This is a genomic window from Streptomyces sp. NPDC025273 (assembly GCF_040638585.1).
Lineage (GTDB): Bacteria > Actinomycetota > Actinomycetes > Streptomycetales > Streptomycetaceae > Streptomyces > Streptomyces cinereorectus.
In genome coordinates this window covers 184,418-209,084 of sequence record NZ_JBEZYP010000003.1, presented here as the reverse complement: position 1 = coordinate 209,084, position 24,667 = coordinate 184,418, and the positions used below count along the sequence as shown (strand labels likewise).

Below are 24,667 nucleotides of genomic sequence, written 5' to 3'. Positions count from 1 at the left end.
TGAGCCGCCGGGAGCGATCGGGGGATGCTGGGGCAGTTCCCGACGCCCGCGTCTCCCCGTTGCACGGACCGCACGCCGGTGCTCGTCGCACTCCGCCCCTCGTCGACGGGCGACTTCCGGGGGAGTCCCGACCGTGGCCGCCGCTTCAGGGGCGACTGGTGAGGTAGCCGCCCATGGAGGTGAAGTACTCCGTGGCGGGCAGCTCGCGGCCCTCCTCGGTGCGTATGCGGGTGAGGGCCAGGCCGTGGTTGAGGCCGGTGCGGGCGTCGGCTCCGGCGACGATGACCACGCCGTCGTTCTCGCGGTAGAAAATGCGGCCGGGGGTTCCGCCGTAGCGTCCTCGGGACACGACTGCGGCGAGGATCTCGACGCGCCGGCCCCGGTGGAAGGCGTAGGCGCTGGGGTAGGGGTGGGACTGCGCGCGGATGAGCCGTTCGAGGTCTTCGGCGGGCCAGTTCCAGTCGATGCGGATGTCCTCGGCGGAGCGCTTGTGGAAGAACGTCGCCCGGGAGCGGTCCTGCTTGGTGAATTCGGTCTGTCCGGCGGCGATGAGGGCGAGTGCCCCGGTGGTGACGGGGGCGATGAGGTCGACGGTCTTGTGGAAGAGGTCGGTGGCGGTGTCGGTGGGTGCGACGGGGACGGCTTCCTGGCGGACGATGTCGCCGGCGTCGAGCTCGTCGTCCATCATGTGCGCGGTGACGCCGACTTCGGGTTCCCCGTTGATGAGGGCCCAGATCAGTGGGGAGAAGCCGGCGTATTTCGGCAGCAGTGAATCGTGGACGTTGAGGGTGCCGTGCCGGGGGAGGCCGAAGACGCGCGGGGGGATCCAGGTGCGCCAGTTGTTGGCGACGATGATGTCGGGGTCGGCCTCTTCGAGGCGCTCGAAGAGTTCCTCGTCATCGGGGCGGTTGCGGATCAGGACGGGGACGCCGTGTTCCTCGGCGAGGTCGGCCACGGAGTCGCTCCAGATCTTCTCGTAGGCGTGCTCGCTCCTGGGGTGGGTCACGACCAGGACCACGTCGTGCTCGGAGTCCAGCAGGGCTTGCAGGGTGCGGTGCCCCCAGGTCTGGTAACCGAACATGACGACCCGCATGGGGTTCTCCTCAGTGTTGGGATTGACCGGAGTCAGTAAAGCAAGGCTTGCCTTAGCTTGCAACGGCGTTGGGGAGGCGCGTAGTTGGCGTCTTTTTGGCGACGTGGTGGCCTGTATCTGACCTATCGACAGCCCTTTGGGATTAGCTTAGGCTCACCTAAATTGCAGTGGGCCGCTCCGTCGGCGTGCCCGTCTTTCGCACCTTCCCCCACGCCTGACAGGCGGCTTCCCCGCACGATGGGAGTGACATGTCACAGGATCTTCCTGGCGACGCACCACTGGTCCACGACCTCATTGGAATCGGCTTCGGGCCGTCCAACGTGGCCATGGCGATCGCGATCAGCGAGCACAACGCACGCGCCGGGACGCGGGAGGCGGTCACTGCCCGGTTCTTCGAGCAGCAGCCGCGGTTCGGCTGGCACCGCGGCATGCTGATCGACGACGCGACCATGCAGGTGTCCTTCCTCAAGGACCTGGTGACGCTCCGGAATCCGGCCAGTGAGTTCAGTTTCCTCTGCTACCTGAAGAGTCAGGGCCGGCTGGTCGACTTCATCAACCACAAGAACCTCTTCCCGCTGCGGGTGGAGTTCCACGACTACTTCGAGTGGGCCGCGGCCCAGGTCGACGGCATGGCCTCCTACGGTCACGAGGTCGTCGGCGTCACGCCCGTCGTGCGCGACGGAGCCGTGGAGTACATGGACGTCACGGTCCGGTCGGGGGAGGGGCTCGTGGTCCACCGGGCCCGCAACCTCGTCATCGGCACCGGGCTGCGTCCCCTGATGCCCGAGGGGGTGGAGCGCGGCGACCGCGTCTGGCACAACTCCGAACTACTGTCGAGAGTGGCCGGGTTGGCGGACGGCTCGCCCTCCCGCTTCGTCGTCGTGGGTGCCGGTCAGAGCGCCGCCGAGAACGTCGCCTACCTGCACCGCCGCTTCCCCGAGGCCGAGGTCTGCGCGGTCTTCTCCCGCTACGGCTACAGCCCCGCGGACGACAGCGGCTTCGCCAACCGGATTTTCGACCCGGACGCCGTCGACGAGTACTTCACAGCACCCGACGAGATCAAGCGCAAGCTGATGGGCTATCACGGCAACACCAACTACGCCGTGGTCGACATCGACCTCATCGACGACCTGTACCGCCAGGCGTACCAGGAGAAGGTCCTCGGCACCGAACGACTGCGCTTCCTCAACGTGTCCCGGCTCGCCGGTGTCAAGGAGACGGCGGAGAAGGTCCGCGCCACCGTGAAGTCCCTCGTCACGGGGGAGGAGACCGACCTGGACGCCGATGTCGTGGTGTTCGCCACCGGCTACAGCCCCGTGGACCCGCTCGGTCTCCTCGGCGAGGTCGCGGACCGCTGCCTCCGTGACGACGTGGGCCGTGTCCGCGTCGAGCGCGACTACCGCATCGCGACGGACCCCGGCCTGCACTGCGGCATCTATCTGCAGGGCGGCACCGAGCACACGCACGGCATCACGTCGTCCCTGCTGTCCAACACCGCGATCCGGGTCGGCGAGATCCTGGACTCGCTGCTCGAACGGGGCGCCGAGTCCGCCTCCGGGGACGCCCGTCGGGTCGAGGAGACGGGCAGCGCGGCTCGCTGAGGGCTGTCCCGCACGAGGCGTTCGGGCCGCGTGCCAAGGTGATCGACGACCCGGTGGGGCAGACCGTTCATCGTGCCGGTCGGTCGCACCCACGCGAAGCCCAACTAGGTTTCTCCGTACGGGAACTGTGGAAGTTAGGCTAGGCTGGCCTCACTTCTGCGGGGCAAGGTCCGGCCGTCCCTGGCCAGGGCGTAGCGGACAGCGCGAGAGCAAGGGATTCCGGATGCTCCTCCATAGAACGACGACGGGTACGAAGCCATGGCGGCGGCCGGCGGCGGCAGTGTCCGCCGCGGCCCTCGGCGTCGGCCTCCTCACGGAGTGTGGTTCTGGCACGGCGGACGGGAAGGCAGGCGGGGCACCGGCTGCCGTCGACGGCGCGTTCCCGGTCACCGTGGAGCGAGCGTCCGGAACCACGGAGATCCCCGGCCCCGACTACGAGAAGATCGCCTCCCCGCGGCCGGACCTGATCGTCGCGGTCCACTCCGGGATCGGCCGGGCCGCCTACGACAAGCTCTCCAGGATCGCCCCGACGGTGGGACGCACCGAGGCCGAGAAGGAGCCCTTCAGCGCGCCGTGGCGGGGTCCGGCGGTCGGTGCGGCCATGTCCCGGGGCACCCCGCGCTCCCTGCCTTACGCGATCGACGAGCTCGTCGGGTCGGTCGACCGGTGATGCCGGTCCTCCTGTCCCGTCCCCGGCCCGTCCTGGGCCGCGTGTGAGCACCACCGACACCCGGACCGCCCCCGCGACCCTGCGCACGGCGACCGGAGGCGAGGCCCTCGGATGGATCGGGGCGCACTGCCGTGAGGTGCCGTGGCTGACGTTCTCCACCGTGCTCACCACGGTGGCCGGGGCGGCGCTCCAGGTGCTCCCGGTACTCCTGCTCGGCCAGGTGGTCGACGGGGTGGTCGAAGGCGAATCGCGTGCGGTCCTGGTCATGGCCGGGGCGTTGATGGTGGCCGCCGCGGTGTTCGGCGCGGCGGCCACCGCGATGTCGACGTACCTGATCGGACGGCTGGGCGCGGATCTGCTCGCGCGGCTGCGCGAAGGTGCCGTCCGGGCGGTGCTCGGGATGCCGAGCGCGCGGATCGAGCAGGTCGGCCGGGGGGACGTGCTCTCCCGGGTCGGCGACGACGTCGCCGTGCTGTCCAGGGGTATCCGGGCGGCCGTTCCCACCGTGTTCTCCGCGGGGGTGCTGGTCGCCATCGCCACGGTCGGCATGTTCGGCCTGGACTGGCGGCTCGGCCTGGCGGGCGCCGGCGCGCTGCCGGCGTACGCGCTGGCCCTGCGCTGGTACCTGCCCCGCTCCGCCCCCCTCTACCGGAAGCAGCGGGCGGCCCAGGCCGACCGTGCGCAGGCGCTGATCAGTGGTCTGAACGGGATCGACACGGTCCGGGCGTACCGCCTGGAGGGTGCGGTCCGGGAGAAGGTCACCAGTGAGTCCTGGCGGGTCAGGGACCTGGGCATCGAGGTGTTCCGGTTCTTCGGCCGGTTCGTCGGCAGGGAGAACCGCGCCGAGTTCATCGGGCTGGTCCTCATCCTCGTGGTGGGATACGCCCTGCTGGAGGCCGACGCGGCCACCCTGGGCGAGGTGTCGGCCGCCCCGCTCATGTTCCACCGGCTGTTCACCCCGCTGGGCGCCATCATGTTCACCTTCGACGAGGCGCAGAAGTCGGGCGCGAGCCTGACCAGGCTGGTCGGGGTGCTGGGGGAGGCCGCGGAGGACCGGCTGGTGGGCGACACCACCGTCCCGTCCGCGGAAGCCGCCCCGTACCCGGTGACGGTGCGAGGGCTGACGTTCACCTATCCCGATACGGAGGATCCGGTCCTCCAGGACGTCGCCCTGACGATCCCGGCGGGTGGTTCGCTCGCCCTGGTGGGGGCGACGGGCGCGGGCAAGTCGACCCTGGCCGCGCTGATCGCGGGCATCGGGACCCCGCAGGCGGGATCGGTGCACATCGGGCCGAACGACCTCGCCGAGCTGGACGAGGCGGGGGCGCGGGCCCTGGTGAGCATCCTGACGCAGGAGACGCACGTGTTCTCCGGCCCGCTCGCCGACGACCTGCGGCTGGCCGCGCCGGACGCGACCGACGCCGAGCTGGCGGGCGCGTTGCGCACGGTCGGCGCCGACGGCTGGGTCGAGGCGCTGCCCGAGGGGCTGCACACCATGGTCGGCGAGGGCGGAGAGCGCCTGGACGTCACCAAGGTCGCCCAGATCGCCCTGGCCCGGCTGGTGTTGGGCCGGGCGCCGGTGGTGGTGCTCGACGAGTCGACCGCCGAGGCCGGCAGTGAGGGTGCCGCGGAGCTGGAGCGTGCCGTGCTGGCCGCGTGTGCGGGCCGGACCACGTTGTTCGTCGCGCACCGGCTGACCCAGGCGATGGCGGCGGACCGGATCGCCGTGCTGGACGCGGGGCGGGTGGTGGAGGAAGGGACGCACGAGGAGCTGGTGGCTCTCGGTGGCCGGTATGCACGACTGTGGCGAGCCTGGCGAGAGGGTAGTTAGGTAACCCTTAGTAAGACTGGGTCAAGTGTCCTGCCCCGGAAGGAAGCGGAGTCTTCGATGATGGAACCGAGCGCTCGCCTCGTACTGCTTTCTCCCACGGTTCTGGCCGGCCTGCGCCGTCGAACCGGCGGCTACTCCGACAGGACCATCGCCCGAGCGTGCGCCATCGGTCTGTCGTACTGGGCGAGCGGACTGGGTCCCGAAGGGATCGACCTCACCCCCGCCACTCCGTTCGCCGACGTCCTCGGGTGGGTCGACAACGGCGGCGCCGGGCCCGGTGGCTGGGAGGTCGGGGCGGACGGCCGGAGCATAGCCGTCCCCGAAGGCGTCCCGCCGACCGACGCGCAGCTCGCCCTGGACGACCTCGCCGACTTCCCCGACCGGCCCATCGGCAGCATCGGCCCCTCCAGCGCGGCCGGGAGGCTGGAGGTCCTGGCCGCGTGGAACGACACCGAAGCCGACCGGGCCCGCCCGACCCTGGTGGAGATGTTCCGCGAGCAGGCGCGGGCCAGGCCCGACGCCGTTGCCGTCGTGGACGAGCGCCGAACCCTGACCTATCGCCAGGTGGCGGATTTCGCCAGTCAGTTGGCCCACCACCTGATCGAACGCGGACTCACCGCCGAACAGGTCGTCGGTATCTCGCTGGGCCGCTCCGCCGACATGGTCATCGGGCTGCTCGGCGTGCTCCAGGCCGGGGGAGCGTTCGTACCGCTCGACCCCCAGTGGCCCGCCGCGCGCCGAGGTGTGGTCATCGAGGACGCCCGGGTCGTCCTGCAGCTCAACGACTCGGGCGTGCACGGCCCTGACGAACCGGAAGCCGTGGCCGTCGACCTCGACGACTGGAAGCTCGGCTCCCGCCCCGTCCAAGGGCCCCAGGTCACCGTCCCCGGCGCGGCCCTGGCCTACGTCATCTTCACCTCCGGATCCACCGGGCGCCCCAAGGGCGCGATGATCCGGCACGAAGCGATCAGCGAGCGCCTGCTGTGGCAGGCCGAGGAGATCCTGGGCTTCGGGCCGGACGACGCGTCCCTGTTCAAGGCGCCGTTGTCCTTCGACATCTCCATCAACGAGATATTCCTGCCGCTGGTGTGCGGCGGCCGGCTGGTGGTCCTGCGGCCCGGCGGCGAACGCGATCCGCACCACCTGCTGAGCGTGATCGCCGAACAGCGCGTCACCTTCACGTACCTGGTGTCGTCCATGCTGGACGTGCTGCTGGAGATCACGGGCGACTCCGGACGGCTGGACAGCCTGCGCCACGTGTGGTGCGGCGGCGAGGTGCTGACACCGGAGCTCTACGAGCGCTTCCGCACCCGGCTCGACATCCCCATGTACCACGGCTACGGCCCCGCCGAGACGACGATCGGTGTCTCGCACGTCATCTACCGCGGAGAGGCCGCACGCCTGTCGACGTCGATCGGCAAGGCCAACCCCAACACCCAGCTGTACGTGCTCGACGACGAGCTGCGCCCGGTCCCGGTCGGGGTCGGCGGCGAACTGTACGTCGGCGGCTTCCTCCTGGGACGCGGCTACGTCAACGCGGCCGGCCTGACGGCGTCCCGGTTCGTGGCGAACCCCTTCGCCGGCGACGGGTCCCGGCTGTACCGGACCGGTGACCTCGCCCGGTTCGTCCCCGACGGATCGCTGGACTTCCTCGGCCGGGCCGACAACCAGATCAAGATCCGCGGGATGCGGCTGGAGATCGAGGACGTGGAGGCCGGACTCGCGGAGCACCCCGGAGTACGGCACACCTGCGTCGTCGCGAAGAAGAACACGGCGGGCGGCACCTACCTGGTGGGGTACGTGATCCCGGCCGCCGGGAACGAGGACCTGCGCGCGGACGAGGTCAGGGCGTGGGCGGTCGAGCACATGGTGGAGTACATGGTGCCCACCCACACCGTCGTGATGAAGGAGTTCCCGCTCACCGCCAACGGAAAGCTCGACCGGGCGGCGTTGCCGGAGCCCGTGACCGGGACCGGTTCGATCGTCGCGCCCGTCACCGGGAACGAGCGCCTGGTGTGCGCTGCCGTCGCGTCGGTGCTGCGTCTGGACGAGGTGGGCGTCGACCAGGACTTCTTCCGGCTCGGCGGAGACAGCATTCTGGCGATCTCGCTGCTGAGCGCGCTGCGCGACGCCGGCCTGCACGTCACGGCACGGCAGATCTTCACCCACGGGGTCGTGGGCGCGCTGGCCGCGGTGGCGAGCCGTGAGGACCGGTCCACCGTCGGACAGGGTGACGTGGCGACCGGATCCGTCGTGGGACCGCCCATCCTGCGGTGGCTCGGTGAGACCACGGACGCCATCGACGGTTTCGTGCAGTCGATGGTGCTGAACACCCCGGCCGACCTGACCGCCGAGGCCCTGGACACCGTCCTCACCGCCCTCGTCGGGCGGCACGACATGCTGCGCGCCCAGCTGGTGCGCGGTGACCGCTGGAGCTTCGACATCCCGGAGGCGGACCGGACCGTCGCGGGGTGGCAGGAGAGCGGGCTGACGCTCGACGCCTGCGTCGAGCTCGCCACGGAGGCGCTCGACCCGGACAACGGCGTGATGCTGCGCGCCGTCTGGCGCCGCGAGGCACGCCAACTGGTCGTCGTCGTCCACCATGTGGTGATCGACGGCGTGTCCTGGCGGGTCCTGATGGAGGACCTGGCCACGGCGTGGCGGCAGTACACCTCGGGCGTTCCGGTCGAACTGCCTCCGGTGGGCACCTCGTTCCGGCGCTGGACGGAGCTGCTGGGGAGTGCGGGGTTCGAGGCGGACCGTGCCTACTTCCGGCGTCCCCTGCCGGGTACGGACGGACCGGTGGGCAGGCGCCCGCTGTCCGGGGCCGACACCGTCGCCCGGGAACGGACCCGGACCGTCTCGGTCGGCCCCGAGGTCACGGCCGCGCTGCTGGGCGAGATCCCCGCGAAATTCCACGCCGGCGTCAACGACGTCCTGCTGACCGCGCTCGCCGTCAGCCTCGCCCGGTGGCGCCGCGACCTGGGCCAGGACCAGACGTTCGCGTACATCGAGCTCGAGGGCCACGGCCGCGAAGGACGGTTCGTGGGGGCCGCCGCAGGCGTCGAGCCGGAGCTGTCACGGACCGTGGGCTGGTTCACCACGCTCTTCCCGGTGACCGTGGACCCCGGCGCGGCAGCCGATCCCACGGCACCCGCGTACCTGGCCGCGGCGCTCAAGGCGGTCAAGGAAGACCTCGCCAGGGTGCCGAGCAACGGCGTGTCCTACGGCGCCCTGCGCTACCTGGCCGGCACCCCGTTCGACGCGCCCGCACCCCAGGTGCTGTTCAACTACCTGGGCCGCTTCGGCTCGGGCACGACCGGGGACTGGCAGCCCGCCTGTACCACGGGACAGTTGGGCGAGAAGCGCGACCCGCGGATGCGCCTGCCGCGCTCCCTGGAGTTCAACGCGATCGCCGAACCCGCGGCGAGCGGCGCGTACGAGCTGGTCACCACCATCTCGTGGCCCGAGGGGATGTTCACCGACGAGGACATCGCGACCATCGGCGCATACCTGCGGGTGGCCCTGGCCGGGCTGGCCGCCCTCGACCAGGGCGGCCACTCCCCCAGCGACTTCGGCCTGGTGCCGCTCACCCAGGCCGACGTCGACGTCCTGGACGGCCCGGGGCTGCGGGACATCCTGCCGCTGACCCCGTTGCAGGAGGGCCTGTACTTCCACTCGGTCTTCGACGACGACTCGGCGGGCAGCTACGTCGAACAGCAGCTGCTGACGCTGGACGGCGAGGTGGACGCCGGCCGGCTCGCGGCGGCGGCCACCCGGCTGCTCACCCTGTACCCGAACCTGGCAGCGCGGTTCACGGCCCTCGCCGACGGCCGTGTGGTCTCCGTGCTGGAGAGCGGTACGGAGGCACCCTTCACCACGCTGGACCGCCCCGGCATCACCGACGCCGAGATCCGCGAGTACGCCGAGCGGGACCGCCGCGCCGGGTTCGACCTGGCCGCCGGCCCGCTGATGCGGTACACGCTCGTCCGCGCGGGATCCGGCCGGAACGTGCTGGTGCAGACCGTGCACCACATCATCGCCGACGGCTGGTCGGTGCCGCCGATGCTCCGTACGCTGCTGGCCGAGTACCACCGGCCGGGGACCGTGTACCAGATCGGCGGCTTCACCGACTACGTGCACTGGCTCGCAGGACGCGACGACCACGAGAGCGACCGCGTGTGGCGCGAGCAGCTCGCGGATCTGCCCGGCCCCTCACTCGTCGCCGAAGGGCACACCCCCTCCGACCGGTTCGCCGACACCGCCGCGGAACCGGCGGACGACATCGACGCGGCCGCCCGGTCGGCCGGCGTGCCCCTCAGCGTGGCCGTGCACAGCGCCTGGGCGGTGACGCTGGGCGGCATCCTGCGGGGCAGGGACGTGGTGTTCGGCTCCACGGTGTCCGGACGCGACGCGGACGTGCCCGGCATCGAGGACATGGTGGGCCTCTTCATCAACACGATCCCGGTGCGCGCCCGGTGGGCCGGAACCACCACGGCGGGCGAGCTGCTCGCCTCGGTGCGGGAACACCGGAGCGCGGTGCTGCCGCACCAGCACGTCTCGCTGGCGAGGATCGGCCGGCAGGCCGGTGCCGGCGCCCGCTTCGACACCCTGGTCGTGTTCGACGTCGCGACCGACGTGGACGCCCTGCGGACGCCCGGCGACGAGCTGGTCGTCACCGGCATCGTGAACGAAGGCGCCCCGCACTACCCGTTGACGCTGGTGGTGGAGCGCGCACTCGACGGACGGCCCCGCTTCAACCTCATCCACGACGGCGAGCTGCTGCGGGAGACGAGCGCCCGGGCCGTCCTGAACACGTTCACCCGGACCCTCACCGGCCTTCTCGCCCGGCCCGACGTCCTGGTCGACGACCTGGCACCCGACGAGGACCGGCGTCCCGCGCGGATCACCCCGACGACCCTGGGCGGACTGTTCGACGCCGCCGCACGGCGCGGCCCGGCCGCCACCGCCGTCACCTGGTGCGGCCTCGACGGCGGCACCAGGTCACTGACCTACGGCGAGCTGGCCGCAGCGAAGGACGAGCTGGCCTCGGCCCTGCGAGCCGCCGGTGTCGGGCCCGGCAGACGCGTGGCCGTCGCCGTCCCGCGCGGCCTGGAGCAGGTCGTCGCCCTGGTCGCGATCGTCTCCGCGGGCGGCGCGTACGTACCGCTGGACCTGGCGTACCCGGACGAACGGCTGGAGTACATCCTCGCCGACGCCGCCCCGCAGGTCGTGCTCGTCGACCGTGGGCAGCGGGACCGCTTCACGGAACTCCTGACCCGGCTTCCGGACGTGCCCGCCCGCGTGCTCGTGCTGGGCGACGAACCGCCCCGGGCGGACACGCTGGCCCAGGACGCCCCCGGACCCGGGGCCGGATGGCACGACCCCGCGTACGTGATCTACACGTCCGGATCGACCGGCAGGCCCAAGGGCGTCGTCGTCCCGCACTCCAGCGTGGTGACACTGCTCGCCAACACCGGGCCCGGCATGGGCTTCAGCCCGCAGGACGTGTGGGTCCAGTTCCACTCCTACTCCTTCGACTTCGCGGTCTGGGAGCTGTGGGGCGCGCTGGCGCACGGCGGTGAACTGCTGGTGCCGGAGTACGGACTGACCCGCTCCCCGGTCGACTTCCACCGGCTGGTCCGCGAGCGCGGGGTGACCGTCCTCAACCAGACCCCGTCGGCGTTCCACCAGTTCATCGAGGCCGACCGGCACGCCGACGGGCCGGCCACCGCACTGCGCCGGATCATCTTCGGCGGCGAGGCGCTGGATCCCGTACGGCTGCGCGGCTGGGCCGAACGGCACGGCACCGCCTCGCCCGAGCTGGTCAACATGTACGGCATCACCGAGACCACCGTCCACGTCACCCAGCGGCTGCTCACCGACGAGGACCTGGGCCACGAGGCCAGCCCGATCGGCCGTCCGGTCCCGGGTCTGGTCACCCATCTGCTCGACGACCGGCTCCGGCCGGTGCCGCCCGGCCGGGTCGGCGCCATCTACGTCGTGGGCGACCAGGTGTCGCTCGGCTACCTGGGCAGACCCGGGCTCACCGCGAGCCGGTTCGTGGCGAACCCGTTCGCCGACGACGGCTCCCGCATGTACCACACGGGCGACCTCGCCCGCCGGACGCTCGACGGTGAGCTGGAGTTCACCGGCCGCGCCGACGACCAGCTGCAGCTCAAGGGATTCCGTGTCGAGCCCGGCGAGGTGGAGTCCGCGATCAGGGAACTCGACGGCGTGGTCGACGCGGCCGTCACCGCGGCCCACGGCGGCGACCACCTGGTCGCGCACGTCGTGGGCCGGGTGCCCGGCGACCTCACCGGCCTCCTGTCCGCGAAGCTGCCCGTCCACATGGTGCCGGGCCGGGTGCTGACGCTCGACGCACTGCCGCTCACCGTCAACGGCAAGCTGGACCGCGAGGCCCTGACCGAACGCGCCGTCCAGGACGACCCCCCGGTGGCGGCCGCGGGCGGCTCCGCGCTCGCCGCTCTGGTCGGCGTCTTCGCCGAGACGCTGCCGGGAGCCGCCGCGGACGGCGACACCGACTTCTTCATGGCCGGCGGCGACAGCATCCTCGCCATCACGCTGATCAACCGGGCCAGGGCCCTCGGCCTGTCCATCGCGCCCCGGGACGTGTTCCTGCACAAGACACCGCGCGCGCTCGCCGAGCACCTGGAGACGCGGGCGCCGCAGGCCGCCGTACCCGTGCCCGTCCGCCACGAGGACGGCCCCGTGCCGCCGACGCCGATCATCCTGCGCCAGCGGGAACTGGGCGGATCGCTCGCCCGGTTCGCCCAGGCCAGGGCGCTGGTGGCAGCCGAGGGCACCGGGTTCGCCGACGTCCGACGCGCCGCGAACGCCGTCGTGGCCGCCCACCCGGCCCTCCGGCTGCGACTGCACGTCGCGCACGGTGTGTGGACCCTGCGCACCGAACCCGCCCGCGAGGTCACCGTCGTCCGGTCGGACGCGGCCGACGCCACGGCCGCGGCGGACGAGGCCGCCGGCCGCCTCGACCCCGAGGCCGGGGACGTCATCGCGTTCTCCTGGCTGGCGGCGAGCCGGACCCTCGTGGTCACCGTGCACCACCTCGCCGTCGACGCGGTGTCCTGGCTGGTCCTGCTGGACGACCTGGCCACCGCCCTGCGCGGGGCGCCCCTCGCACCGCCGACCACCTCCTACGCCGAGTACGCCGAAGCGCTGAGCTCCGGTGCCTCCCGTACGACCGGCGACCTCGGGCACTGGATCACCACGCTCCGGGCCCCCGCGCTGCTGCCCTCCGTCGGGAGGCGGCGCGGGACCACCGTCGTGCTCGCGCCCGACACGAGCGACCGGGTGACGCGTACCGCGCCCGCCGTGCTCGGGCTCGGCCTCACCGAGCTGCTGTGCGGCGCACTCCGTACCGCGCTCACCCGGGTCCAGCCGTCACCCACCGATCTCGCGATCGAGCTGGAGCGGCACGGCCGTGTCCCGGTGCGGGAGCACCACGACTACACCCGCACGGTCGGCTGGTTCACCTCCATCGCACCCGTACGCCTCACCGCGCACACCGACCCCGTCGAGGCGGCGCGCGAAGTCGCCGCACGCCAGCCGGACGAGCGCGGACACGTCGCCTACGGCCGGCTCAGGTACCTCGACCCGCAGACGGCCCCCCTCCTGACCGCCCGCCCCCAGGTGCTGTTCAACTACCTGGGGCGGGGCAGCGAGTCCCAGGCGCTGCACGTCACCGGCGCAGACCAGGGCAGCCCGTACGCCGTCGAGGTCAACGCCTGGATCGACGACGCCACCGGAAGCCTGCACGCGGACTTCACCCTCGCCGACGGCATCCCCGACGAGATCACCGAGCACTGGCGCGACGCCCTGGAACACCTCGCGGACGTCTCCGCGACGGCCGAGCGCACGGCACCGGTCACCCCGCTCCAACGGGGCCTGTTCTTCCAGGCCCAGATGGCGGGCACGGCCGGACACTACGTCGCGCAGAGCTACTTCACCTTCGACCGGCGCCTGGACACCGACGCGCTGGCCGAGGCGATGGCGTACGTGATCGCGCGGCACCCGGTCGTGGGCGCCGGCTTCACCACCGACGACGACGGAAACCCGGTCCAGATCCTCAGGGCGGGCCGGCGGGTGGACGTCCGCACGGTCCGGCTCGCGACGGACGAGGAAGCGCGAGCCCTCCGCATCCGGGACCGCGACACCGGATTCGACCTGGATGAACCGCCGCTGATCCGGCTGACCGTGGTGCGTCTGCCCGGCGACCGGGACGGCCTGCTGCTCAGCTACCACCTGCTGCTGTGGGACGGCTGGTCCCGCGAGATCCTGCTGCGGGACCTGTTCGACGCCTATCGGGCCGTCCTCGCGGGCGAACCACTGGACGCCACCCCGGTCACGCCGGGCTTCGAGGACTACGCCCGGGCGCTCGACGCCAAGGCCCCCGCCGTGTCGGAACGCTTCTGGGCGCAGCACCTGGCCGGCCTCACCGGTCCGACGCTCCTCGCCGGACCGAACCCGCCCCTCACGGACGACCTGCCGCGCGCGCTCGTGCGCAAGCTGTCCGCCGAGCAGTCGGAACTGCTGCGGGAAGCGGCCAGGGTGCACGGCGTCACGCTGAACTCGGTGCTGACCGGTGCGTTCGGTCTCATGCTGGGCGCCCGCACGGGCCGGAGCGACGCCGTGTTCGGCGTGACCGTCTCCGGCCGTGAGGGCGAGGGGCTGGCCGGCATCGTCGGCGTGCTCCTCAACACCGTGCCCATGTGGACGCGGGCCCGGCCGGACGCCACGGTGCGGGAGTACCTCGCGGCCGTCCAGACGGCCAGGGTCGAGACGATGGAGCACGAGCACCTGGGACTCGGCGAGATCCAGCGGGCCGCCGGTCACGACAGCCTGTTCGACAACCTGTTCGTGCTCCAGAACTTCCTGGACACGGACGCGTTCGCCGAGATGAACGCCCGGCACGGCATCACCTCCGTGAAGGCCGACGACTCGACGCACTACCCGTTCACGTGGGTCGTCACGCCCGGCGACCGGCTGACCGTCAAGCTGGAGCACCGCGACGACGGCACCGGGAACGCCCGTCGTCTGCTCGACGACTACCTGCGCGTGCTCGAGGACCTGGCCCGCTCCACCGGCCCGGTCGGCGCACTGCGGGGCCTCGGGCCGGAGCCGGATCCGGTGGTGCGCACCGACATCGGCACGGACACCGTCGTCGACCGGTTCGACCGGGCGGCGGACCGCGACCCGCGGCGGGTCGCCCTCGTCGCCCACGACTCGACCATGACCTTCGCCCGGCTCCGGGACCGCAGCCGGGCGCTGGCGGGCGTACTCGCCGGGCGCGGCATCGGCCCGGAGACGACCGTGGGCCTTGCGATCCCGCGGTCCCCCGACTGGATCGTGGCACTGTTCGCCGTACTGCGGGTCGGCGCCGCGTACGTGCCGCTGGAGCTCGACCACCCGGACGAGCGGATCGCCGCGATCGTCGACGACGCCCGCCCGGACGTGATCCTCACCGTGAGCGCCGTCTCGTCCCGGCTGACCGGCGATCTGATCGAGCTCGACCGCCCCCTGCCCGGGGCGGAGCCGTTCGTGACGTTCGCGCCGGACGACCCGGACCGTCTGCGGCACCCCGCGTACACGATCTTCACCTCCGGATCGACCGGGAAGCCCAAGGGCGTGGTGACCGAGTACGCCGGTCTCACCAACATGCTGATCAACCATCAGCGCCGGATCTTCGAGCCGGTGCTCGCGGAGCACGGCCACCGGGTCTTCCGGATCGCGCACACCGTGTCGTTCGCCTTCGACATGTCGTGGGAGGAGCTGCTGTGGCTCGCGGACGGCCATGAGGTGCACATCTGCGACGAGGAACTGCGCCGTGACGCGCCCCGGCTGGTCGAGTACTGCCGTGAGAACGCGATCGACGTCATCAACGTGACCCCGACCTACGCGCAGCAGCTGGTGGCCGAGGGACTGCTCGACGATCCCGCACGGCGGCCCGCACTGGTGCTGCTGGGCGGCGAGGCCGTCACCCCGAGGCTGTGGCAGCAACTCGCCGAGACCGAGGGGACGGTGGGTTACAACCTGTACGGACCCACCGAATACACCATCAACACCCTCGGCGTCGGCACCTTCGAATGCCAGGACCCGGTGGTCGGCGTCGCCATCGACAACACCGAGGTGTACGTGCTGGACCCATGGCTGCGGCCCCTGCCGGACGGGGTTCCCGGTGAGCTGTACGTGTCGGGCGTCGGCATCGCGCGCGGCTACCTCCGGCGGCCCGCCCAGACCGCGCACCGGTTCGTCGCGTGCCCGTTCGGCGCACCCGGCGAGCGCATGTACCGCACCGGCGACCGGGTGGCGCGCCGGTCCGACGGGAACCTGATGTACCTGGGCCGCACCGACCAGCAGGTCAAGATCCGGGGCCACCGGGTCGAACTGGGCGAGGTCGAGGCCGCGTTCGCGGCGCACCCGGCGGTGCGGTTCACCGCCGCGGTCGCCCAGCCCGCCCCGGAGGTCGACGGAGCGTACCGGCTGGCCGCCTACCTCGTGCTCGACGGCTCCGATCTGGCGTCGGTCGCCGCCGAGGTGGGCGCCGCACTGCCGGACTTCCTGCGCCCGACGCACTACGCCCAGGTCGACAGCATCCCGCTGACGGTGAACGGGAAGGCCGACACCGGGGCGTTGCCGGAGGCCAAGCCGATCGGCGTGCTGACCACGGGGGGTGAACGCGGCCCGCAGACGGCCACCGAAACCGTGGTCTGCGAGTTCTTCGCCGAGGCACTGGACCTGGACGACGACGAGGTGAGCGCGGTGAGCGACTTCGTCTCCCTCGGAGGACACTCCATGCTGGCGGTGCGGCTGATCGGGCTGCTCCGCCGGGAATTCGGTCCGGTGATCACGATCCGCGACCTGCTCACCCTGCGAACCCCGGAAGCGATTGCCAGCCACCTTGATGACAACTCCTGACCCGCAGCGGCCCCGTCAGGGCGCCGACATCCTCCGGACCGCTCTGCGCCGCAACATCGGTGCCATGACCCGGGGCACCGTCCTCATGGGCCTGTACCAGGCCGGCGAGACCGCCTTCCCCATCGCGCTCGGCCTGATCGTCGAACACTCCCTGCAGGAGCGGAGCCTCGGCTCGCTCGGCCTGTCCGTCGGTGCGCTGGCCGTGATCATCACGACCGTGTCGCTGTCGTGGCGGTTCGGGATGCGCGCCCTGCAGGAGGCCAACACGACCGAGGCGCACCGCTGGCGGGTGCGGGTCGCGGCCTGCGGACTCCAGCCGGTGGCCAGGGACGTCGACCTGAAGTCCGGCGAGGTGCTCACCATCGCCACCGAGGACGCCGACCAGACCGCCGACATCATCGAGGTGGTGCCGCTGCTGATCAGCTCGCTGGTCGCGGTGCTCGTCGCGGCGATCGCGCTCGGCCTGGCCGACGTACGGCTCGGGCTGCTGGTCATCGTCGGCACCGTCGCGATCCTCTCCGTCCTGGGCGTGATGTCCGGGCGGATCGGCGCCGGCACCCGGGAACAGCAGGCCAGGGTGGCACGGGCCGGCGCGAAGGTCGCCGACCTGATCACCGGCCTGCGCCCGCTGCACGGCTTCGGCGGCAACCACGCGGCGTTCGCCTCCTACCGTGAGGTCAGCACGGACGCGAAGCACCAGGCGATCAACGTCGCCAAGGTGAACGGCGCTTACGCGGGCACCGCGCTGGCCCTCAACGCCGTCCTCGCCGCCGCCGTGACCCTGACGGCGGGCTGGCTGGCCTTCGACCGCCGGATCACGATCGGGGAGCTCGTCATGGCCGTGGGGCTGGCGCAGTTCATCATGGAACCGCTCAGACTGTTCTCGGAGATGCCCAAGTACGTGATGATGGCGCGTGCGTCGGCCGAGCGGATGGCGCTGGTGCTGTCCGCGCCGCCCGTGATGACCTCCGGGCCGCGACGCCCGGCCGCCGGCGGGGACCTGGAGATCGACGGCGTCCGGTACGGGTCACTGCGCAAGCTGCGGTTCCAGGTGTCCGCCGGTGAGTTCGTGGCCATCGCCGCCTACCAGCCGCGCGCGGCGGCCGACCTCGTGTCGATCCTGGCCGTGAACATCCCGCCCCACGCGTACGAGGGAGCGGTACGGGTCAGCGGGCAGGAGATCACGGACCTGGCGATCGAGGCGGTCCGTGAGCACATGCTGGTGAACCCGTACGACGCGGAGATCTTCGCGGGCACCCTCCGTACGAACATCGACCCGTCGGGCACCAGCCGGAAGATTCCCGACGCCGTCGAGGCGTCGATGCTGACCGATGTGGTGGCCCTCCACCGGGAAGGGCTCGACCACAGCGTCCGCGACCGCGGTGCGAACCTCTCCGGGGGACAGCGCCAACGGCTGTCCCTGGCCCGCGCCCTCGCCGCCGACACCGACGTCCTGGTCCTGCACGACCCGACTACGGCCGTCGACGCGGTCACCGAACAGCTCATCGCCCGCAACATCGCGAAGATGCGCCGGGGCCGCACCACCCTCGTGCTCACCAGCAGCCCTGCCGTCCTGGACGCCGCCGACCGTGTCCTCGTCCTGGACGACGGCGTCGTCACCGCCGAGGGCACCCACCGCAGCCTCCTTGCCACCGACGAGGCCTACTGCCTCGCCGTGGCCCGGTGACCGGCCCGGGTCCCCCGCGCCGGCCGCGAGCCCGTCAGGCGAGCGCCCAGGCGACATCCCTGAGCAGGGCGTGCCGCCAGCCGGCCCGGTCGTGGCCGGATGCCGACCGTGAGACCCGCACGGTCGCACCGGCCTCCGCGGCCAGGGCCTCGGCCGGTTCGCAGTGGGACAGCATCCGCGTTTCGTGTTCCCCCACGTCGAACGCGACCCGCAGGCCGGACAGATCGGGGCGCTCGCGCAGGCGCGCCGCGATGACACCGCCCTCCGGGCCGCCGAACGGGTCCGGCCGGTCCAGGGCATCGGGTGTCCACCAGAACGACCCCGACTGGCAGGCGACGCGGGACACCAGGTCCGGGAACTCAAGGGCCGCGTACATCGCGCTCAGCCCGCCGAGGCTCTGCCCGGCGACCACCAGCCGGCCCGGATCGGCATGGACGCCGGATTCCGCCACCAGCGGCAGCAGTTCGTCCCGGACCCCTTCCCACAGCTCGGGCCTGCACCCGAATTCGGCCGCCCTGTCCTTGGCGGGAAGGAAGACGAGGGTGACGGGCGGCATGTCGCCGCGTGCCACCGCCGACTCGAACGCGGTCATGGCCGGGTGCAGGTACAGCCAGTCGTCCCCGTCCAGCAGCAGGACCACCGGTCCGCCGCCGCCCACGGGATGGACCCGCACGGTGCGCCGCCCGCCGAGCCGTGCGCCGGCCCAGCGCAGCCGGGTGTGCGGAAGGGGCAGGACGTCGCCGGCGGCCACGGCGGGCCAGTGCGGCTGGACCGGGGCGTCCGGGGTCGCGGCGATGGAACGGTCGGCGCCGGCACCGACCGGGTTGAAGGGGTCGGCGTACGCCGCGTCGTCGGCGAGGAACTGATAGGTCACCCGCAGTCGCGGGGGCATGGGCACCTGGGCGTACCAGCAGTCCGTGTCGCCCCATCGGCGCAGGGGCACCGGCTGCGACCAGCTCTCGAAGCCGACGCTCGCCGGGGACCCGCGCCAGAGGAACAGGGTCACCCAACCGCCGTCGCCGGCAGGTGTCGACGCGGGTGTCCGCGCCGCCGCCCAGAACGCGTCGGTGCCCGGTGCACCCGGCAGGCCGAACTCGGCGAAGGCGTTCTCCGGGCCGGCCGCGCGGCCGGAGGCGGGGCCGGTCATGGCCGGCTGGTGAGGTCGTCGGTCGTGCTCCGGCGGAGCTCGCCGACGGGTACCGCCGTGCGGTCCCCGGTGCGGACCCGTTCGGTCACCAGGCGCATGAACGTCTCCTTGTGAGAGGGGAGGAGGAGAGGCTAAGCTCATATTTATTAGGCGAGCCTAACCTAATTGAAGTCTTGGCTTCCATCCCCGGTCCACCTCCCCGAACGGGCCCACCATGTCCCTTGCCGAACACCGCGTCCGGGACCGCCTCGGCGTCGGTACGCCCGTCCGGCCCCGGTGACCGTGTCGGGTGAGCGGCACGCGCGGGCCGCCTACCGGGCGCCGGTCCCGCCGTGCGGCGCGGCGGGAGCGGGAACGGCGGCCTCCACCCGCGCTCCGAACCGCTCGCCGACGACCTGACGCACACTCCCGACGCTCCGCCATCGGCCGCGTCGTACCCGAGGAGGCACTGACACATGAGCACCAACCCGTTCGACGACCCCGAAGGCCGCTTCCTGGTCCTGGTGAACGACGAGGGCCAGCACTCGCTCTGGCCGTCCTTCGCCGAGGTGCCCGGAGGGTGGACGATCGTCTTCGACGAGAACACCCGGGAGGCGTGCCTGGAATTCATCGAGGCCCGCTGGACGGATCTGCGCCCCCGGTCCCTGACCGCGACCACGGACGCCTGAACTCCCCGGTCTCCGGCACCCCTTCGTCCGCGCCGCCGGACGTGCGCCCGGGTGCGCCGAGGGAGCGGCCTGCCCCGCTCTACGCCACCCATGCTGCCGACTTCCTGTGCCTTTCCCCGCCAGGCGGTACGGAGCGGGGTGAAAGCCGTCCCGGCATCATCCCGGCCCGCCCGCCCCGCCGTCCCGGCGGGGCGGGCCCCGTGGTGCAGGGTTGACGTCGGCCGCCACGAGAGGCTGGGCCGGTTCGCCACACCCACCGCACCGGGAGAGCATCCGCATGAAGATCGTCGACGCGAGGGTGGTCGTCACCAGCCCCGGCCGGAACTTCGTCACGCTGAAGCTGACGACCGACGAGACGTTCACCGAGGGACACCTGCACCCGGGCGAAGCGCCCGGCATCGGCGTGGAACTCGACGAGAAGGCGGCGGCCGCCCACCCGTACGAGGCCGCCTACCGGCCCGTCAACCGTCTCCAGGACGGCACCGTCCACGACTGGTGATCCCGGCCAGGGGGATCTGCCCCGTCGTCGGCCGCGGCCTCCGACGGGATCCGGGGTGTGCGCCGATCTCCGCGGGGGAGGTGTGGCACATGCACTCATGGAGTCTCGACGACATGCCCGACCTCTCCGGCACCACCGCGGTGGTCACGGGCGCGAACAGCGGGATCGGCGCGGTGACGGCACTCTCCCTGGCCCGCTCCGGCGCCCGCACGGTCCTCGCCTGCCGCGACCCCGAGCGGGGCCGGCGGGCGCTGGACGCCGTCCGCCGGGCCGCGCCGGGCTCGGACACCCGGCTCGTCCGCCTCGACCTGGCGGACCTGTCCTCCGTGGCCGAGGCCGCCGGCCACATCGCGAAGGAGGCCGACGGCCGGCTCGACCTCCTGGTCAACAACGCGGGTGTCATGGCGCTGCCCCCGCTGCGCACGGCCGACGGATTCGAGAGGCAGTTCGGCACCAACCACCTCGGCCACTTCGCCCTCACGCTCCACCTGCTGCCCGTCCTCGGCGAGGGAGGCCCGTCGAGGGTGGTGACCGTCTCCTCCCTCGCGCACCGCATCGGCCGGATCGACCTCGACAACCTCAACGCCGAACGCGGCTACGACAAGTGGCGTGCCTACGCGCAGTCCAAGCTCGCCAACCTGCTCTTCACCGCGGAACTCCAGCGCCGCGCCCGGGCCACCGACAAGCAGTTGGTCGCGCTGGCCGCTCATCCCGGCCTGAGCGCGACGGAGCTCGGACAGGCCGGCCCGCGGCTGGCCGGACGGACGTGGGCGGCGAAACTGGAGCGGGCGACGCGTCTGTGCACGCAGCCGGCGTCCGCCGGCGCACTGCCCACGCTGTACGCGGCGACCCTGCCGGGAGCGCCCGGCGGTAGCTACTACGGCCCCCGTCACCTGGGCGGGACCAGGGGAGGGCCGACGCCCGCCCGCACGTCGGCCCGTGCCCAGGACATGGACATGGCGCGGGCCCTGTGGGACGCGTCGGCGGACCTCACCGGCGTCGCCCGCGACGTCATCTGACGCGGCGCGGCGGGACCCCGGGTTGCCCCGCGCCCCGGCCCGTGCGCCGGTGCCCCGGCCGCCGCTGCCGTGAGCCGTGTCTCACCCGGGCGGCCCGACTTGCCTATGCAACCAGTTGCATAGAACCATCTGGGTATGGCGCTCGAACACGCGATCCTCGTTTCCCTGCTGGAGCAGCCGGGTTCCGGCTACGAGCTGGCCCGGCGGTTCGAGCGGTCCATCGGCTACTTCTGGACCGCCACCCACCAGCAGATCTATCGCGTTCTCAAGCGCATGGAGAGCGACGGCCTGCTGGATGTCCGCGAGGTGCCGCAGGAGCGCCGGCCGGACAAGAAGGAGTACTCCGTCGCGCCCCCCGGCCGTGACGCCCTCGCCCGGTGGCTGCACGAGCCGATCGAACCCGAGAGCATCCGCCACGACCTCGCCGTGAAGATCCGCGGCGCCGCCTTCGACGACCCGGCCGCGCTGGTCCGCGAGGTCGAACGGCACCACCGGGTCCACAGCGACCGGCTGGCGCACTACCTCGCCGGGGAGTTCCGTGACTTCACCGGACCGGACGCCCCCGTGTCGCCCGACGCCGGCCAAGAGCTGCAGCATGTCGTGCTGCGCGGCGGCATCGCGTACGAGCGGATGACGATCGCCTGGCTCGACGACGTGCTCGCCACCCTCCGCCGGATCGCCGGGAACCACCCGCGTACCTGAGCCGTTCCGCACCCCTCGACCCTCACCTCCCGTAAGGAACTCTCCATGGCCGATCCGCTGCTGTTCAACCCGCGCACCTACGACCCGGCGCACTTCGACGCCGAGACCCGCAGGCTGCTGCGCGCGACCGTCGACTGGTTCGAGGACCGCGGCAAGCGCCGGCTGATCGAGGACTACCGGTCCCGCACCTGGCTGGGGGACTTCCTCGCGTTCGCCGCCGAGGAAGGGCTGTTCGCCACCTTCCTCACCCCGTCGTCCGCCGCGAGCCGGGATGACCAGCGCTGGGACACCGCCCGGATCGCCGCACTCAACGAGATCTTCGGGTTCTACGGCCTCGACTACTGGTACGCGTGGCAGGTGACCGTCCTCGGCCTCGGCCCCGTCTGGCAGAGCGACAACAAGGCCGCCCGCACCCGTGCGGCGGAACTCCTCTCCCAGGGCGAGGTGTTCGCCTTCGGCCTGTCCGAGAAGGCCCACGGCGCCGACATCTACTCCACCGACCTGCTGCTGGAGCCGGACGGCGACGGCGGCTTCCTGGCCACCGGCTCCAAGTACTACATCGGCAACGGCAACGCCGCCGGACTCGTCTCCGTCTTCGGTCGCCGCACCGACATCGAGGGCCCGGACGGCTACGTCTTCTTCGCCGCGGACAGCCGCCACCCCGCCTACCACCTGGTGAAGAACGTCGTCGACTCGTCCAAGTACGTCAGCGAGTTCCGCCTCGACAGCTACCCGGTGAGCCCAGACGACGTCCTGCACACCGGCCGCGCGGCCTTCGACGCCGCGCTGAACACCGTCAACGTCGGCAAGTTCAACCTCTGCACCGCCTCGATCGGCATCTGCGAGCACGCGATGTACGAAGCCGTCACCCATGCGCACCACCGCGTCCTGTACGGCCGTCCCGTCACGGCGTTCCCGCACGTGCGCCGCGAGCTGGCCGACGCCTACGTCCGTCTCGTCGGCATGAAGCTGTTCAGCGACCGCGCCGTCGACTACTTCCGCTCGGCCGGGCCGGACGACCGTCGCTACCTGCTGTTCAACCCGATGACGAAGATGAAGGTGACCACGGAGGGCGAGAAGGTCATCGACCTGATGTGGGACGTCATCGCCGCCAAGGGATTCGAGAAGGACACCTACTTCGCCCAGGCCGCCGTCGAGGTCCGCGGGCTGCCGAAGCTGGAGGGCACGGTCCACGTCAATCTCGCGCTGATCCTCAAGTTCATGCGCAACCACCTGCTGAACCCGGCCGAGTACGCACCCGTGCCGGCCCGCCTCGACGCCGCCGACGACGCGTTCCTCTTCCGTCAGGGACCGGCCCGCGGCCTGGGTTCCGTACGCTTCCACGACTGGCGCCCCGCCTACGACGCGTACGCGGACGTGCCCAACGTCGCCCGCTTCCGCGAGCAGGCGGACGCACTGTGCGACTTCGTCGCCACCGTCGCGCCCGACGAGGAGCAGAGCCGCGACCTCGACTTCCTGCTCTCCGTCGGCCAGCTCTTCGCGCTGGTGGTCCACGGACAGCTGGTCCTGGAACAGGCCCGCGCGACGGACCTGGACCAGGACGTGCTCGACGAGCTGTTCTCCGTGCTCGTACGTGACTTCTCCGCGCACGCCGTGGAGCTGCACGGCAAGGAGTCGGCCACCGGCGCGCAGCAGAGCTGGGCACTCGGCGCGGTCCGGCGTCCCGTCGTCGACGCGGCCCGTTCGACGCGCGTCTGGGAGCGCGTCGAGGCCCTGGCGGGGGCGTACGAGATGGCGCCGTGACCACGCGGACCGGGCGCCCGGCGGGATCCTGCGGGCACCCGGTCCGTGAGCGGCCCGGCGGGGGAGCGGCAGGCCCGTGCGGTTCTCGGCGAGCTCGCCGCCGCGCGCGGCGACGTGGCCACGGTCGCGGCCGTGCCGTCGGGCACGGGCGGTTGCGCGCGGGCGGCTGCGGGACACCTGAGGCCGTGCCGGCTCACGCGGAGGGGCGCCGGCGCTGTCCCTGAGCGCGTCCGGCAGCACCGTCGTGCTGCCGGACACGTAGTACCGGGCGCAGGCCGTCAGGCCGCCGAGGAGGGGCCGACCAGCTCGCCCAGGACGTCCTCCATGGTGACGAATCCGATCACCGTGCCCCGGTCGCCGGTGACGGCGGCCAGATGGGTGCCGCCGGCCCGCATGGCGGTCATGGTGTCGTCCAGCGGTGTGTCGATCTCGACCCGGATCATCGTGTGCGGTGCGCCGGTCGGATACGGCTCGTCCCGCTCGGTCACCCCGAGGGCGTCCTTGATGTGCAGGTAGCCCAGGACCTCGTCGCCCAAGGGAGCCAGGGGTTCCCGGCCGCTCCCGTTTCGCGGCCGGCTCCGTGGACGGGCCGGCGACGCACCCCACAGGCGCCGCGGCCCTGGTCTCACAAGGGTGCGGTGGTCTTCAGGACGAAGAACAGGGTGACCGCCGCGTTGGCCGAGGACAGGGCGGAGACCGTCGTGCCGGCCGCCGCGGCCCAGGCGGCCAGGCCGACGGCGGTGAAGACGGGCGGCCAGGCGCCGGCGGCCGGGGCCGGTCCGAGCAGGGCCGCGACCCGCCGCGGGACCGGCCCCGGGGCCGCCAGCCCGGCGAACGTCACCCCGGGCGCACCGCGGGAGACGAGCGCGGCCCGGCCGATCGCGCGGGCCACCACCCGCCGGCTGCCGACCGCCGCGGCGGCGTCCTCGTCCGCCCACCGTTCCGCGGAGTACGCCACGGCTGTACGCAACGGCCGGAGGAACGGGTTGGCCCGGGCGGCCAGTTGCTCGCCGGGCAGCCGGCTGCCCTC

Annotated in this window: 10 protein-coding genes and 4 pseudogenes; 10 read left to right on the top strand and 4 right to left on the bottom strand. The window is 72.2% G+C overall.

Annotated elements, in window-relative coordinates; all coding sequences use genetic code 11:
- Positions 1–145 precede the first annotated feature (145 nt).
- Positions 146–1,093 carry a methionyl-tRNA formyltransferase gene (locus AB0F38_RS08045; RefSeq protein WP_361888426.1) on the bottom strand — a complete coding sequence of 316 codons (948 nt, stop codon included), beginning with the start codon at positions 1,091–1,093 and terminating at the stop codon, positions 146–148.
- 248 nt (positions 1,094–1,341) lie between these two features.
- Between AB0F38_RS08045 and AB0F38_RS08040 the strand changes: the two genes are divergently transcribed.
- The 5 genes and pseudogenes from AB0F38_RS08040 (at position 1,342) to AB0F38_RS08020 (ending at position 17,838) form a co-directional block, all read left to right on the top strand.
- Positions 1,342–2,694 carry a lysine N(6)-hydroxylase/L-ornithine N(5)-oxygenase family protein gene (locus AB0F38_RS08040; RefSeq protein WP_361888423.1) on the top strand — a complete coding sequence of 451 codons (1,353 nt, stop codon included), beginning with the start codon at positions 1,342–1,344 and terminating at the stop codon, positions 2,692–2,694.
- Positions 2,695–2,917: 223 nt separating this feature from the next.
- Positions 2,918–3,274: pseudogene (locus AB0F38_RS08035) on the top strand (iron-siderophore ABC transporter substrate-binding protein); the annotation flags it as partial.
- A 133-nt stretch (positions 3,275–3,407) separates the two neighbouring features.
- Complete coding sequence (locus tag AB0F38_RS08030; protein ID WP_361888421.1) at positions 3,408–5,195, top strand: ABC transporter ATP-binding protein; 1,788 nt, start codon at positions 3,408–3,410, stop codon at positions 5,193–5,195.
- 57 nt (positions 5,196–5,252) lie between these two features.
- The gene (locus AB0F38_RS08025; protein ID WP_361888419.1) at positions 5,253–16,151 is read left to right on the top strand and encodes an amino acid adenylation domain-containing protein; all 10,899 of its coding nucleotides are present in this window, start codon (positions 5,253–5,255) and stop codon (positions 16,149–16,151) included.
- The gene (locus AB0F38_RS08020) at positions 16,138–17,838 is read left to right on the top strand and encodes an ABC transporter ATP-binding protein (protein ID WP_361888416.1); all 1,701 of its coding nucleotides are present in this window, start codon (positions 16,138–16,140) and stop codon (positions 17,836–17,838) included. The genes AB0F38_RS08025 and AB0F38_RS08020 overlap by 14 nt, the downstream gene beginning before the upstream one ends.
- A 34-nt stretch (positions 17,839–17,872) precedes the next feature.
- On the opposite strand, the gene AB0F38_RS08015 is transcribed toward AB0F38_RS08020, so the two are convergent.
- Complete coding sequence (locus tag AB0F38_RS08015) at positions 17,873–18,985, bottom strand: alpha/beta hydrolase-fold protein (protein WP_361888413.1); 1,113 nt, start codon at positions 18,983–18,985, stop codon at positions 17,873–17,875.
- Between the two features lie 455 nt (positions 18,986–19,440).
- Here AB0F38_RS08015 and AB0F38_RS08010 point away from each other — a divergent pair, with 455 nt between their 5' ends.
- From AB0F38_RS08010 to AB0F38_RS07990, 5 genes and pseudogenes are all read left to right on the top strand, one after another.
- The gene (locus AB0F38_RS08010) at positions 19,441–19,653 is read left to right on the top strand and encodes an MbtH family protein (protein ID WP_361888411.1); all 213 of its coding nucleotides are present in this window, start codon (positions 19,441–19,443) and stop codon (positions 19,651–19,653) included.
- A gap of 355 nt (positions 19,654–20,008) precedes the next feature.
- Positions 20,009–20,152: pseudogene (locus AB0F38_RS08005) on the top strand (bifunctional D-altronate/D-mannonate dehydratase); the annotation flags it as partial.
- A gap of 89 nt (positions 20,153–20,241) precedes the next feature.
- Positions 20,242–21,171, top strand: coding sequence for an oxidoreductase (locus tag AB0F38_RS08000; RefSeq protein ID WP_361888409.1), 930 nt, complete (start codon positions 20,242–20,244; stop codon positions 21,169–21,171).
- Positions 21,172–21,306: 135 nt separating this feature from the next.
- A complete protein-coding gene (locus AB0F38_RS07995) occupies positions 21,307–21,873 on the top strand; it encodes a PadR family transcriptional regulator (protein WP_361888406.1) in 567 nt (188 codons plus the stop codon).
- A gap of 45 nt (positions 21,874–21,918) precedes the next feature.
- Positions 21,919–23,637 carry an acyl-CoA dehydrogenase family protein gene (locus AB0F38_RS07990; protein WP_361888404.1) on the top strand — a complete coding sequence of 573 codons (1,719 nt, stop codon included), beginning with the start codon at positions 21,919–21,921 and terminating at the stop codon, positions 23,635–23,637.
- Between the two features lie 278 nt (positions 23,638–23,915).
- Here AB0F38_RS07990 and AB0F38_RS07985 read toward each other — a convergent pair.
- A pseudogene (locus tag AB0F38_RS07985) lies at positions 23,916–24,167 on the bottom strand (CBS domain-containing protein); the annotation flags it as partial.
- 95 nt (positions 24,168–24,262) lie between these two features.
- Positions 24,263–24,643: pseudogene (locus tag AB0F38_RS07980) on the bottom strand (M56 family peptidase); the annotation flags it as partial.
- Positions 24,644–24,667: the final 24 nt, after the last annotated feature.